Source organism: Anaerobacillus alkaliphilus, from assembly GCF_004116265.1.
Taxonomy (GTDB): Bacteria; Bacillota; Bacilli; order Bacillales; family Anaerobacillaceae; genus Anaerobacillus; species Anaerobacillus alkaliphilus.
In genome coordinates, this window is the sequence record NZ_QOUX01000045.1 from 175728 (window position 1) to 190137 (window position 14410).

Here is a 14410-nt window from a genome sequence, read left to right on the forward strand (position 1 = left end):
ATACCTTAGATTTAACACAAACTAAAGCAAAAAAACAGGAGGTTACACAATGACTTCCAAACTTTTACTTATGTACTTGTTAATCGTATCGCCGATATGGCCTTTAGGAGAAAATCCTTTAATTGGTGACCCTTTTATTATTGTTAATAAATCATCCAATGAGATGGCATTCATTGTAGATGGCAAAGTGGATCACGTATATAAAGTAGCGACAGGACGTACAGAGATGCTGACTCCTGAAGGTGAGTTTACAATTGTCGTAAAAGCAGAAAATCCTTATTATCGCAGAAAAAATATTGAAGGTGGTTCAAAGGAAAATCCATTAGGTACAAGATGGATCGGTTTTGACGCAGAGGAGACTGATGGGCGAATTTATGGGATACATGGAAACAATGACCCTCATTCAATCGGACAATACATTACTGGAGGCTGTGTTCGTATGTTTAATGAGGAAGTTGAAGAGTTGTTTACCAGAGTACCCTATGGAACCAAAGTTTTTATCACAAGCACAGATAAGGATTTTCATACGCTGGCAAGGGAAAAAGGGGCAATTAAATAAGAGAAAAAGAGATACTTTACATAAGTATCTCTTTTTTTGGCTTAGCACCAATATTTTTAATTAAAAGAACATGGCAGCTCCAGTGAAGAGCGTCCCAATAAGCATTGTAGCAATCATAATATAAATAATGATTTTACGGTATTTTCGGGGCATATTTAAAACCTCCCAAACAATTTCTAACTAATATTTTACTTTGATTAGTATAATAATACAAGCCTTTCTTAAAAATTTCTAAAAGAAGGAAATTGCGCTATTGTTAGAGAAGAAGATTAAAAAATATTTAGTTGGGGGATGGGAAGATGAACGAAAAAGTAGTAGTCAATCGATGGCTTGAACTTACAAATGAGTTACTTACAGAAAATCCTACTTATCAAAATCTTACATTAAAAGAAATGATAGACACTGTACATAATGAAAAAGTGGACATACCGAAAAAAGTAGATCATATTGGCATAGCTGTCAAATCAATTGATGAGACATTGCCTTTTTACCTTAATCATTTAAAGTTGGAGCTTCTAGGAATTGAAGAGGTCTCTACTCAAAAAGTACGGGTCGCATTTTTAAAAATTGGTGAGTCAAAATTGGAATTACTAGAGCCGATGAGTGAGGAGAGTCCCATTGCCAACTATATTGCCAAAAGAGGTGAAGGGCTTCATCACGTAGCTCTGGCGGTTGACAACATTGAGCTACGTCTAAATGAACTGAAGGAACAAGGGGTGAGATTAATCCATGAGCAACCTGTAAAAGGTGCAGCAAATGCATCTGTAGCTTTTTTACATCCGAAGTCTGCACACGGTGTGCTTTATGAATATTGCGAAAAGAAGTAAAGGGCTTCAGTTTTACCAATTTTCCATTCAATGATAAAATAACTATAAATAGATAATGGAGGTATTTACATATGGTAAACAAAGATCGTTTGGTTCAAGAGTTTCTAGAACTTGTTCAAATTGACTCTGAGACTAAATACGAGCGTCAAATCGCAGATGTTTTAAAGGTGAAATTCTCAGAACTTGGTGTTGAGGTTTATGAGGACGATACTACTGAAAAATCAGGACATGGGGCAGGTAACTTAATTTGTACATTAGAGGCTAATCAAGATGGCATTGAGCCAATTTATTTTACTTCTCATATGGACACAGTGGTACCAGGGAATGGTGTAAAACCAGTCCAAGAAGATGGTTATATTAAGACTGATGGAACGACTATTTTAGGTGCAGATGATAAAGCTGGATTAGCAGCAATGCTTGAGGCAGTTAAGGTGCTTAAAGAAGAGAATATTAAGCACGGATTAATTCAGTTTATTATTACAGTCGGTGAGGAATCAGGTTTAAAAGGAGCAAAGGAATTAGATCCCGCGCTTATTCACGCCAAATTTGGTTACGCATTAGATAGTGATGGTAAAGTAGGAAACATTATTATTGCAGCACCAACACAAGCGAAAATTCAAGCAACGATTCTTGGAAAGACTGCTCATGCCGGTGTTGCCCCGGAAAAGGGAGTTTCAGCTATTACAATTGCAGCAAAAGCAATTGCTAAAATGCCTTTAGGAAGAATTGATTTTGAAACAACGGCAAATATTGGCCGTTTTGAAGGTGGTACGCAAACTAATATCGTGTGTGACCACGTACATATTCTAGCTGAAGCACGTTCTCTTGTTCCGGAAAAAATGGAAGCACAGGTTGCTAAGATGAAGGAAGCCTTTGAAACTGTAGCTGAAGAAATGGGAGGAAAGGCCAAGGTTGATATCGATGTTATGTATCCAGGATTTAAATACGGTGATGGAGACCATGTGGTAGAAGTTGCAAAAAGAGCAATTTCATCAATCAACCGCGAAGCAAAACTTGAAACAAGCGGTGGCGGAAGTGATGCGAATGTAATTGCAGGCTTTGGAATTCCAACGGTGAACTTGGCGATTGGTTATGAAGAAATTCATACAACCAATGAGAAAATGCCAATTGAAGAATTAGAAAAAACGGCTGAATTAGTTGTGGCTATTATTAAGGAAGTTGCGGGAAATTAATTTACTAGGTAGGACTGGCTAAGATGTAGCCAGTCTTTTTTAGGCATTAGTTTTGTTATCCAAATATCGATCTTAAGTACTACCTTGGAACACATAATTTTTACTATTACAAAACTGTTTATATATGGTAAAATATATAATAAGTGGAATTGTATAAGAATAGTAGAAAGAGGAACGCGATGAAGTACATGACTAATTTACATGCAATGCTCAACCATTTTCGCGGTGCTAGTAAAGTAATTGAGGCAGATTGGCAAAATGTTGCTAATTCTGTAGGCTTAACGCAAGCAGAACTCCACACTCTATGGATGGTTTATTTTGAAGAGCGCGCTTCAATTACTACCATTGCTAATCATGGTTTATGGGATCGTTCAACGGTAATGCAGGTCGTAAAGAGATTAAAAGAAAAAGGACTCGTGTCTGTAGAAAAAGACGATCAGGACCTTCGTGTTTCCTATGTAATTCTTACTGAAGAGGGGAAAAAAAGACAGACATCCACAGCTACTGCAGAATTTAGCTTTTTTCAATTTCTCCAGGAACTACGTTTAGAAGACGAAGAGGGGTATTACAAGCTTTTAAGTTTTATAGAGAAGTTTAATAGAAATTACCACGGAGAAGAGTATTGTGAATGGGTTGAGAAAACAGCAAAGATATTTGATGAGAAATTTTCTTAATGTTTTAAGCACGTTAGCAGTTGCTGTTTTCTAAGAATGAAGAGGTTCTAGTAAAAAGTACATAATAATCTTAGCTCCGTAACCTGCGGAGTTTTTTTCATTTGTTAAGGCTCTTTTCGTAAACATTGCTCCTCCGGTTACTCGTCGCACAAAAAAACATTGCTCCTGCGGTGGTTACTCGTCGCACAAAAAAAACTGTTGCTTTTTTACCCTAAAATAATCGGAAAAATACCCTAGGTGAAGGTATCAGCCAATAAATTATGTAAGAAAAGAGCAATACTTACTAAATTAGTGGTGAATTCTTAGTATTTTGTGTAAAATTTTTGGGATTTTTACGAAAGCAACAAACTTTGCGAAAACAGCCTTTGTTAAAGATGATTTAGCAGTAAGGAATTTAGTATAATGACGGTAGCTATGAAATTCTGATTTTGAAGCAAAGGACTCTATAAAAAAGGTGTTTTTAAAATGAAACAATTTTATCCGAAAGATGGTCGAGTCATTTTTCATGTAGATATGAATAGTTTTTATGCTTCGGTTGAAATAGCCTTTGATCCAACTTTAAAAGGAAAACCAGTGGCTATTGCTGGTAATGCAAAGGAACGACGTGGGATTATTGTCACGAGTAGTTATGAAGCTAGGGCAAAAGGTGTAAAGACAACCATGCCGATTTGGGAAGCTAAAAAACACTGTCCAGAGCTAATTGTGATGGAACCAAATTTTGAACGTTACCGGGAAGCATCGCTTAAAATTTTTCAATTTTTAAAAGAGTACACTCCGTTAGTAGAACCTGTTTCCATTGATGAAGGGTATATGGATATAACTTCTTGTTACCACTTGGGATCACCTTTATATATCGCTAAGACCATCCAAGCGAGGCTCTTAAAAGAATTAGGCTTACCCTGCAGTATTGGTATTGCTCCTAATAAGTTTTTAGCGAAAATGGCTAGTGATATGAAAAAACCTTTAGGAATAACAGTTTTAAGAAAGCGTGAAGTGCAGAAAATTCTTTGGCCCTTAAAAGTAGGAGAAATGCACGGTATAGGTCAGAAAACTGCGGAAAAGTTAAACAAGCTAGGGATCATTACCATTGGTGATTTAGCTCAGAGTGACCCTACTAAGCTTAAGCATAGCCTTGGTGTCAATGGAGAAAAAATATTTGCTCGTGCAAATGGAATTGACAATCGTTTAGTGGACCCTGAATCTGTCTTTGAATTTAAGACCATTGGTAACTCCACAACACTTCCAGTGGATACGAAAAGTATGGAAAAAGTAAAAGCAATCCTAGCAAATTTATCTGACTCTGTAGCTAGGCGAATGGCTAGAAAAGAGGTGTGTGCGGAAACCCTACAAGTGACCATTCGTTACTCCGATCGAAAAACAGTGACAAGAAGCCAGACAGTAGTAAATCCAATTGATGACCAAAGTGATATATATAAGATTGCTTTACTACTTTTTACTAAGCACTGGACCGGTGAACCGATTCGACTTTTAGGCGTAACAGCACAGCAGTTAATTGATAAGAAAAACGCTTTTAAACAGCTAGATTTATTCAATTACGAACGAGATGTTAAAAAATATGAGCTTACAAAAACTATGGATAAACTTAGAGACCGCTTTGGAGAGGAAGCACTCCTGAAAGGCTCACAATTAATGGCAAAAAAAGAAGACCGCTTAACAGATAAAAAGACTAGAGGAACAAGCTTAGAAAAAGATTTCTTTATTGAAAATAGAAAAGATGATGTCTAGTACATTATACGGAGGACTTACAAGTTCTTCCGTTTTTTTGTTCTAAACAAAGAGTCCACCTAAACCGATAAAAGTGATAGAAAGCAAGAACGTGGGAGAGTGAGTATATGCAAGTAAACAATCAGGCAATAACAAGCCAAATGATGACCCATGACAAACCCCTTGAACTAAAGCAAGGTGAGATATATAGAGCAACAATTAAAGAACGAACTTCAGATAACGAAGCAACTCTTCAAATTCGTGGTAGAGAAATCTCTGTGAAGTTTGAAGGTAGAATTCCTTCAGAGGATCGAGTTACTGTTCAAATAAATCATCAATCGGAACGACAAGTACAGGTAAAGGTAATTTCAGAAGGATCAAGAGTAGAAACGGGAACCGTAAACAGACAAACAGAGGTAGCAAATACTCAGCAAGCATTGCGAAGTCTTGGTGTAACAAATCCTTCTAAAGAACTTCAGCAGGCTGCTCAAATTATTCTAGATAAAGGAATTCCTTTAAATAAGGAATCAGTTCAGGACTTGCGCAACTTTATCGAAAAGGAAAAAGGCACAATTGAACAGCGGCTCAATACAGTTCAGGCAATTGCCAATAAACGTTTAGAAGTGACGACAAATCATTTACGCTCAGTTAACGAGGCTTTAAACGGTAGACCTCTAAATGAGGTTCTAACAAATATTGCGAAAGAATTAGATCCAAATTTTCAAGTGAAGAGTTCCCAAGCGGAAGTACGTCTTGAGAGACCAGTAAGTGAGCATGTGCGTGAGGTGCGCGAACAAGTGCAACGAGAGGCAAATGTTCAGAGAGCTGTTGAGCAAGTGAGGAATGAGTTCATATCTATCAATCGTCCTCAGGGAGAATTAAAACCTTCAGACCAACTAAAGCAAATGCAAGGAACGGTTCAAAAGGAGAGTGATTTCCAAAAGGCTGTTACGCTCCTTAATAATCAAATTGAGAAAAGTCTATTTGAACAACCAATAAAGGATCTTTTACAAAAGTCGATCTCAGAGGCCGCAAATTTACAGAGTGCTGGTAGAGAACTTGCTGCTAGACAACTATTAATGAAAACCTTCGCTGGTGTAGAACCGCAAGTCAATAAAATGGATGCGCAAGTTCAATCAGAAGTTCAACAGTATCTAATCAATGAAAACTTTCAAACTCAACAATTAAGTAGTAAAGACTTTTTAGTTAGAGCTGTAACAGAAAAGTTAGCAAATGCTCAGAGTGAATTCAAAAATCTTCAACGAGAGATTTCACGTAATTTGGATAATATCCAACGTTTAAATGAGGCTTTTAAGAGTCAGGCTATTAGTCAAGTGAAACCACTATTAGAAACAACTATTAAGAAGCTTGATTATGCAATTTTAAAAAGTGAAATGATGCTACTAACTGATATGAGTACTGAAAAAAAGTTAATGCTAGCGAGCGGTCAACTAGCTGATGCGAAGAGATTATTAAGTAAGGGCAATTATTCTGAAGCAAATAAAATAGTTCAAGAGGTTAAAAGTCTAATTGAAAAGTTAGAATTTAAACCTTCGGAATCTAAAGTTCAACACTTTATTACAAAAGAGGAACTTAGCTTTACTTCTCGAAATGGTTCTCATTTACTACTTCAGCAATATGATGAAATGACACGAAGAACAGCTATTCAGGAACCCTCTGCTCGTCAAGCTTTTGAAATGGTTCGTGGTTTGGGACTGAACAGAGATAGCGAAATAGCACAAGTTTTAGCTTCTGGAAAACAGAGTCAAGGTGATGGGGAACCCAATCCCAATATGAAACAAGCACTTCTGCAGGTTATGAAGTTGGAAGAAGAGCAAGGTCGTGTTTCTCAACAAACCACTCAAGCCCTTGCTAACATAACAGGACAACAATTACTTAGCAAATCCGATAATAATAATCTACAAAGTATGTTTTTAAATTTACCAATCCTATTGCAGGATGAAGTTAAAAACTTACAGGTGTTTGTAAATTCCCGGAACGAAGGTCAGCATGTAGATTGGGAAAATTGTAATCTCTATTTTCTAATTGAGACCAAAAAACTAGGTGAAGTAGGTATTTTAGTTTCAGCAACGGACCGTAACCTATCTCTGACTATTAAAAATGACAAACCTTTCTTTAAGGAAAGAATTGAGCCGTTGGCAGATGTATGTAAAGAAAAATTAAAAGAGGTGGGCTATAATATCACAAGTCTTAACTTTACTAAGCTAAAACATATACAACGTTCTCAAGATGAAAAGACTAATGAGCAGTCAGAAAGAATGACACCTACCTTTACAGAGAAAGGATTCGATTTCAAAATATGATGATTTCAAAGCACTTTAATCATAAGCAAAGAAAGATCGTCAATGGTCCAACAGCTGCGGTCATTCGCTACGATGATAGCTCTGATAAAGGACCACAAGTTGTTGCACATGGAAAGGGTCATGTGGCAAATCAAATCATTGAACTGGCTAAGAAAAATAATATCCATATGCAAGAAGACCCTATGCTAGTTGAAAATTTAATAGATATGGATTTAGGAGATAATATTCCTCCCCAACTTTATGCAGTGATGGCAGAAATATTATTATTAATAGAGCAAATGGAGAAAAAATATTAAACTTCGACATTTTATGGCCGATAAAAGATTAGAAGACGAACATATAGGTTGGGAGGATTATAAGTGACACTTATAACAAAAGAAGCACTTCATAAAAAGTCTCCACAAGAACTTACAGCTCTGCTTTACGAAGCTTGCATTAATAATCTTGAAGAGGCCAAAGCAGCTATTTTGAACAAAAATTATATATTAGCAAATCAAAAACTAAAAAAATCTAACGATATACTAGAACGTTTAGGTGCAGGTTTAAACTATGAAGCTGGTATCATTGCAGATCAGTTAGAACTAGTGTATAACTATATTTCCGACAAACTTGTTGAAGCTAATTACAATAAAGATGTTAGTATTATAGACGAAACGTTAAAGTTATTAATTGAAATCTCATCTTCATGGCATCAGGCTATGAGGAATAATAAAGATACACAACCTAAAACAATGAAGCGAAAAACAATAGCTTACGAGCAAACAGCTATTTATGATAATTAAAGAAAAAAGGAGTTTTAAAATTGAAAATTAATAACAATATCCAGGCATTAAATGCATACCGTAACTTAACTGCAAATCAGTTTTCAACATCAAAAAATTTAGAAAGACTTTCTTCAGGTTTACGTATTAACCGTGCAGCAGATGACGCAGCTGGTCTAGCAATTTCTGAAAAAATGCGTTCTCAAATTCGTGGTTTACAAATGGCAGAAAGAAATGCCCTAGATGCGGTCTCATTAATACAAACAGCTGAAGGAGCATTAAACGAAACACATGCTATACTCCAACGTATGCGAGAGCTTTCTGTACAAGCGGCTAACGATACAAATACAGAAGATGATCGTAAAGAAATTCAAAACGAAATTAAGCAATTAAAAGACGAGTTAAATCGAATCGGTAAAGAAACTGAGTTTAACACACAAAAGCTTATTGATGGCTCACAAGGTGTGAAAAAGACAAGTGCTGAATTGACAGGTGGAGTAAAGGTTAATTTTGTTCAGTCAGTTGCAATTACTGATAATGTTGAGACAAAAAACAATTCATTTGTTTTAACATTAGCCGATGGAGCAAATACTATGAATTTATCCGTAAATGTTTCTGAAGGGATTTTCACAAATCCAGTCGAACTAACAGTGGCTGTTGAAAATGCTATTAAACAAGCTGCAGAAGCTTTTGATAGTGCTAATGGGGGAAGTATAGCAGCAGCAGCAGTAGCTGATTTGAAACTAAATTTTCAAGTAGAAACTAATGAAACATCACCTGCTTACGGACAAATAAAATATAGCTTTACTAACTCGAACACTACCTATGATATGAAATTTGATGGTGCAACAAATGCTGATAATGATATTTTTAATAAGTTTTTAGGTTTTGGTACTTCTACACTAACGGTAGCTAAGCAAACCGGTCTTGATCCTGTTGTAATAGTTGCTGCATCATTCTCAATAGATAACAATAATAACCCTAATAAATTCAATGATTTTTCTGTAAAACTAGAAGATGGGATTAACCCTGGTGCAAACCAAAACAATGAATTAAAAATGACAATTGATGGACTAACGGTAACTGGTTATGTTCCAGAAGGAAACTATGATAATGCTACTGACCTAGCAAAGGCAACTTATAATGCAATATTAGGTATCGACACAACAAACCCTACATGGTCCTCATTTGCATCAAATCCGACGAGTGCTGAATGGAATAGTCTAGTAAATAATTCGTCTGATGGACTTATTTCTTCTGTTAATGCTCTTTCTGATGACCAATTAAAAGATAAAGGTTATAACGGTCAATCTGATGACATGAAAGCAGCTTACTTTAAGGACCTAGTTGGTTTAAAAACTGATGGAACGACTCAACTTAAAGTTGAGTTTAATACCGATGGTAAGCTAGAGATTTTTGGACCAGCGGAAATGAAGTTCGACGAATCTTCACAGGTTGCTAACTCATTAGGTATGACTAGAGTAAATGCTGATATTAAAAATGCTGGACTAAGTATGCAAATTGGTTCAAATAGTAATCAAACATTAGTAATTGATATTGGTGATATGCGTGCTACTGCTTTGGGTGCAACTGAGATTAATGGAAAAAATCTTTTTGTTAACGACATTGACGTAACATCTCATGAAGGTGCACAGAATGCTATGAAAGTTTTAGATAACGCTATTCAACAAGTGTCATCAGAACGTTCTAAATTAGGGGCGTTCCAAAACCGATTAGAACACACAATTAATAACTTGCAGGTTACTCGTGAAAACCTAACTTCTTCTGAATCTCGTATTCGTGACGCTGATATGGCTCTTGAAATGACGAATTTTACAAAGAATAACATCTTAAACCAAGCTGGTACTGCCATGCTTGCACAAGCAAACCAATTGCCACAAGGTGTTCTTCAATTATTACAATAATCACTTTCAAGGAGGTAAGATCAAACCGATCTTACCTCTTTTTACATAAAATATATTGATTAAGCCATGTACTATCTATGATATAATCATTCTATAAACTAAGCTAAAAGTGGTGAAAAAATGGACGTACAAAGAATTGGACGGACAAGTTTAAATAAAGCAGATATAAAAAAGACTGGTCCACAGGCTAGTATTTCTTTCACAGAAATAATGCAAAAAGGTCGAGATGAGCAAGCATATGCTAAGCTTGATAAATTAATGCAAGATATTGAAGATCAAGGGAAGTTGCTTGCAGATACCCGTACGGTAGACGAGCTGCGTAAATATAAGGCTCTTGTAAAGGAGTTTATGGAGGATGCTGTTAAGTTAGGTCTTAGTCTTGAGGAACGACGTGGTTTTAACCGTCGTGGTCGTACAAAAATCTACAAGATAGTTAAAGAAGTTGATCGTAAACTACTGGACTTAACAGATGCTGTACTTAAAAAAGAAAAAAGTGGTCTGGAAATTCTTGATATGGTAGGAGAAATTAAAGGTCTGATTGTTAACGTTTATGCATAATGATAAAACCCGTAGCTTATAGCACGGGTTTTAATCATTATTTCACAGGTTCATACGGAGTTATCTCTCTAAATATATACGTCTTCGTTGCATTCATAATCGGTTCAAAATTGTCAAAGGCTGTAATCGGATGAACTTCTAGAAAATTCAAAGAGTAAAACACTCCCTTATCCACCTTCAAGCTATAAATATATTGATCGTCTAAGTGTCCAGTTGCTTTATTGGTAACTTGAGTGTAACCCGAAATAATAATTGTTTTGCATGTTGGGAGAAGTGAAAAGACGTAAGAACATAAATAAAGGGCTGTTCCACCCACCATCATTGCATAATTTTCACGAAGTTCTCTTTGAGACTTTTTATGTATTTTTAGCTTTCCCGACCTTAGAATTTCTGCTGTTGTTAGTGGAATTTCTTCTAGTTGTGGTAAATCGACATCTAAATAAACAGTTTCAGCAGCTAAGATGTCATATGATACGTTTGTTTCTAAAGGGAAATCCAATTCAGACAGGAAGTATTCAAGCCACTGTCCCATTGCTGATAGGTCTCCGGTAATAACCTTCTCAACTTGTACAAGTCGTTGCCGTTTCTGTTCTTCATGTTCTGCCAGTGCTTGTTCAAACTGCTTTAATTCTAGTTGAAATTGGATTTCTGCCTCATGATTTACTTTCTCTGTAAATGCTTTTCTCCGAGTGGGTAGAAGTAATCGAAGTTTCTCATAAAAATTTAAGCCTTCTTCAAATTCGACCCTTAATTCCTCGGTTATTTCGATCTTATTAGGTTTGGTTAGTTCAAATGGTACTGTATTGGCTGCAAGCTCATTTAACTCTTTTGGAGAACGTTCTGGTAAAATATCTTTATGAAGATGTAAAAGTTTCGTTGTTTGCAAGTTAATCTTTTTTTCTTTATGTTCATACATTAATTGAATATCATCAGCATATTCGCGTTTAATTTCACGTTCAATCTCAGGAGCTAACAATTGATCGTTTTCATCGACAAATAGTAATGTATGATTTTTTTTGTTATATTTCAAAGAAACAGTCTTTGGCATGTTTTTCGTATCATTCTCGTACCAGGTATTTGCTGAAGGCTTATCAAGCCTAGATCGATAGGAGAGGCCACTCCCGGGTAACCCAAGATTGCCATAGAGTCCTCGTCGGCCAAGCGTTACCGATACACCTCGTTTGCCAAAAGAGGTACTTACACCTCGTTTGCTTATATTTAAACGTAGCCCTGGAGCTACTCTGACTCGTTTTTGAAAGCGAAAAGCCATGTTTGACACTCCTAGTTTTGTAATCCTCTATATCGTACTAAACTTTTACACATTTATAAAGGCAAATTTCACAATTTATCCATAAAGTTAGGTGGGGTGATAGTATTGTTTAAAGGAAACTTTAGTTTTAGAACTTATTTATCAACAAAAAGTGAAAAAACATGGGAATTTTTTAATGACATTAACAATTTAGTCAAAATTACCTCCTATCCCAAGGTAAATATCTTGAAACATGAGGGCACAAGGGAAGGGAGCAAAACTGAACTTCAATTGGATTTTCTGCTTTTTAAGAAAAACTGGGAATTAACCTATATTGAAGTAAAAGAAGGTCAGTATTTTATTGATAGAAGTAGCACCTTACCTTTTCCTTTTAAAAGGTGGGAACACAGACATTCGTTCCAAAGTTTTGACGAAGGAACACTAATGATTGATGATGTAGAGTTTGAATCTTATTTGCCTAGCAGTTTAGCTAAAATAATACTCTATATTATGTTTAAGTCAAGACAAAATACAATAAAAAAACACCTTACTTAAAGGTGTTTTTCCTATTTAATTACCAGCCCCGCTCGTAAGCTTTAGGTGCTTCTAAATCAATATTTAGTTCTTTAGCAAATGTTCTTGGTAAGTATGGGTCTCTTAAAAATGGTCTAGCAATGAAGATCAAATCGGCACGTTCATTACGGAGAATTTCTTCAGCTTGTGTTCCCGTCGTAATTAATCCAACAGCTCCAGTTGCTATATCAGCCTGTTGGCGAATTGTTTCAGCATAGCGTACTTGGTAGCCAGGGAAAGCGTCGATTGCAGCTGGTACGACTGCTCCAGAACTACAATCGATGAGGTCAACTCCCTGTACCTTCATTTTCTTTCCGTACTCTACGAAAACATCTAGACTATTTCCCTCAGCGGCATATTCATTGGCTGAAATACGTACCAAAAGTGGACCGTCCCAAACAGTATTGATGTTGTCGATTACTTGTCTTAATAGTTCATAACGTTTTTCTTCACTGCCACCAAAGGCATCTTGACGTTTATTGGTTAATGGCGATAAAAACTCATTCAGCAAATATCCATGAGCAGCATGGATTTCAATGACGTCAAAGCCAGCTTTTTTCGCACGCTCTGCCCCTTTTTTGAACGCGTCAATTGTTTCTTCAATTTGGCTAACGCTCATTTCTTCTGGAATTTTCATCGTTGCGTTAAATGGAATAGCTGAAGGTGCTACAATCGCTCCTTCGACCATGGCTTTTCTACCAGCATGAGCCAATTGAATGCCAATTTTTCCGCCTAATGCATGAACGTGGTCTACGATTTTTTTTAATCCTTCAATATGTGTATCATCCCATATTCCTAGATCATTTTCAGAAATTCTTCCTTGCGGAGTAACTGCGGTTGCTTCAATAATGATTAAACCAACCTGACCAATCGCTCGACTTCCATAATGGGTTATATGCCAATCTGTCACATATCCTTGTTTATTATCTGCCATATACATACACATGGGTGCCATGACAAGGCGGTTTTTTAATGTTAAATTTTTTATATGATAAGGTGAAAATAATTGTGATGACATAAAGGAACCTCCTTTTATTTCGGTTAACAAAATATTACCATAAACTAACGTTACTCACTAATGAAAACAATTACTTTTATCCATACTATAAAAAAGGTTTTAAAAGGGGTTGTTACTATGCACCATGTCAAACCAATTCTTATAAAGTTTATCGTTTATAGCATTTTACTCTCACTTGTCTTACTTTTTTATGGCTTTTCTATACCGGCAGTATTACTACTTTCAGCCTTACTATCTGTCATTACATATTTCTTAGGGGATGTATTCGTCCTTCCACTAAAAGGAAACTTTGTTGCTACGATTGTTGATGGCGGAACTATTTTTTTAGGTGTTTTAATTTGGATTGTACCATATTATGGTCTTTATTTTTCAACGCTTGCTAGTGCGTTATTTGTTGCCTTTGTAGTGTCTGTCAGCGAGTGGTTTTTGCATATTTATGTGATAGGCAGAGTCGATCGAGAAGATCGTGAGCCAGTTTACGATTAAGAAATAGAAAAAGAAGGCTCAACCGAGCCTTCTTTACTTCTTTTGAAACATTTCTTGATTTAAGTAAACCAATAAGGACCGTCTAGTTAAGAGCCCTTTTAGTATACCGTTGTCATCGGTCATACAAATAAATGGATTGTTAATAGAGAGTGCTAACGCTTTAGAAAATGTCTCTGATAATTTCATTGTGGCTACCTTTTCTTCCATGACGTCTGCTACTTTAAAGTTGTGAAGTCGATCTAGTTCAATTCGTTCAAGGCCAAGAATGGAGTCTAAGATAAGGGATTTACTAATGACACCATTTAGCTTTGTTTCCTTGTCTAAAACAGGAATAGCTGTGTAGCCAGATTTCACTAGAACTAACAATGCATGCTCTAAGCTATTATTTTGTTGCACATGGGCAACTCTTTCAATGGGTATCATTAAACTTCTAATTTTTTCGTCTAAAAAGGTACAATTTTTTAATGTTTCTTGAATCATGTTATCACGTTCTTTTCGCTAGAATTGTAAAATAAACATTCTACCTTCTAATACTAGG

16 protein-coding genes are annotated in these 14410 nt (G+C 36.0%); 12 read left to right on the plus strand and 4 right to left on the minus strand.

Annotated features, from left to right (window positions below):
- The first annotated feature begins 49 nt into the window (after positions 1-49).
- Positions 50-559, plus strand: a complete 510-nt coding sequence (locus DS745_RS15070) for a L,D-transpeptidase (protein ID WP_129079060.1) — start codon at positions 50-52, stop codon at positions 557-559.
- Positions 560-619: 60 nt separating this feature from the next.
- On the opposite strand, the gene prli42 is transcribed toward DS745_RS15070, so the two are convergent.
- The gene (prli42, locus tag DS745_RS24385; RefSeq protein ID WP_153188176.1) at positions 620-712 is read right to left on the minus strand and encodes a stressosome-associated protein Prli42; all 93 of its coding nucleotides are present in this window, start codon (positions 710-712) and stop codon (positions 620-622) included.
- A gap of 239 nt (positions 713-951) precedes the next feature.
- Here prli42 and mce point away from each other — a divergent pair, with 239 nt between their 5' ends.
- From mce to DS745_RS15120, 9 genes are all read left to right on the plus strand, one after another.
- On the plus strand, positions 952-1386 hold the full coding sequence (gene mce, locus DS745_RS15075) for a methylmalonyl-CoA epimerase (protein WP_196121276.1): 435 nt from the start codon (positions 952-954) through the stop codon (positions 1384-1386).
- A gap of 71 nt (positions 1387-1457) precedes the next feature.
- A complete protein-coding gene (locus tag DS745_RS15080) occupies positions 1458-2579 on the plus strand; it encodes a M20/M25/M40 family metallo-hydrolase (protein ID WP_129079061.1) in 1122 nt (373 codons plus the stop codon).
- Between the two features lie 179 nt (positions 2580-2758).
- Positions 2759-3253 carry a MarR family transcriptional regulator gene (locus DS745_RS15085; RefSeq protein WP_129079062.1) on the plus strand — a complete coding sequence of 165 codons (495 nt, stop codon included), beginning with the start codon at positions 2759-2761 and terminating at the stop codon, positions 3251-3253.
- Between the two features lie 465 nt (positions 3254-3718).
- On the plus strand, positions 3719-4999 hold the full coding sequence (locus tag DS745_RS15090) for a DNA polymerase IV (RefSeq protein ID WP_129079063.1): 1281 nt from the start codon (positions 3719-3721) through the stop codon (positions 4997-4999).
- A gap of 107 nt (positions 5000-5106) precedes the next feature.
- Entirely contained in the window at positions 5107-7302 is a 2196-nt protein-coding gene (locus DS745_RS15095; protein WP_129079064.1) for a hypothetical protein, read from the plus strand.
- A complete protein-coding gene (locus DS745_RS15100) occupies positions 7299-7598 on the plus strand; it encodes an EscU/YscU/HrcU family type III secretion system export apparatus switch protein (RefSeq protein ID WP_196121275.1) in 300 nt (99 codons plus the stop codon). The genes DS745_RS15095 and DS745_RS15100 overlap by 4 nt, the downstream gene beginning before the upstream one ends.
- Before the next feature lie 63 nt (positions 7599-7661).
- Positions 7662-8084 (plus strand): flagellar export chaperone FliS, encoded by a 423-nt coding sequence (fliS, locus tag DS745_RS15105; RefSeq protein WP_129079065.1) that lies wholly within the window; start codon positions 7662-7664, stop codon positions 8082-8084.
- Between the two features lie 20 nt (positions 8085-8104).
- A complete protein-coding gene (locus DS745_RS25200; protein WP_241657836.1) occupies positions 8105-9988 on the plus strand; it encodes a flagellin N-terminal helical domain-containing protein in 1884 nt (627 codons plus the stop codon).
- A 120-nt stretch (positions 9989-10108) separates the two neighbouring features.
- Complete coding sequence (locus DS745_RS15120; protein ID WP_129079066.1) at positions 10109-10546, plus strand: YaaR family protein; 438 nt, start codon at positions 10109-10111, stop codon at positions 10544-10546.
- 37 nt (positions 10547-10583) lie between these two features.
- Here the strand turns inward: DS745_RS15120 and DS745_RS15125 are convergent, their stop codons facing one another.
- On the minus strand, positions 10584-11816 hold the full coding sequence (locus DS745_RS15125) for a DUF4236 domain-containing protein (RefSeq protein WP_129079067.1): 1233 nt from the start codon (positions 11814-11816) through the stop codon (positions 10584-10586).
- A 105-nt stretch (positions 11817-11921) separates the two neighbouring features.
- Here DS745_RS15125 and DS745_RS15130 point away from each other — a divergent pair, with 105 nt between their 5' ends.
- Positions 11922-12350: an SRPBCC family protein gene (locus DS745_RS15130; RefSeq protein ID WP_129079068.1), complete on the plus strand. Its 429-nt coding sequence runs from the start codon at positions 11922-11924 to the stop codon at positions 12348-12350.
- A 19-nt stretch (positions 12351-12369) separates the two neighbouring features.
- Here DS745_RS15130 and namA read toward each other — a convergent pair whose 3' ends face one another.
- Positions 12370-13386: an NADPH dehydrogenase NamA gene (gene namA / locus DS745_RS15135; RefSeq protein WP_129079069.1), complete on the minus strand. Its 1017-nt coding sequence runs from the start codon at positions 13384-13386 to the stop codon at positions 12370-12372.
- A 117-nt stretch (positions 13387-13503) separates the two neighbouring features.
- Here namA and DS745_RS15140 point away from each other — a divergent pair, with 117 nt between their 5' ends.
- The gene (locus DS745_RS15140; protein WP_161568275.1) at positions 13504-13872 is read left to right on the plus strand and encodes a DUF2512 family protein; all 369 of its coding nucleotides are present in this window, start codon (positions 13504-13506) and stop codon (positions 13870-13872) included.
- Between the two features lie 33 nt (positions 13873-13905).
- On the opposite strand, the gene cbpB is transcribed toward DS745_RS15140, so the two are convergent.
- Complete coding sequence (gene cbpB, locus DS745_RS15145) at positions 13906-14352, minus strand: cyclic-di-AMP-binding protein CbpB (RefSeq protein ID WP_129079071.1); 447 nt, start codon at positions 14350-14352, stop codon at positions 13906-13908.
- Positions 14353-14410 lie beyond the last annotated feature (58 nt).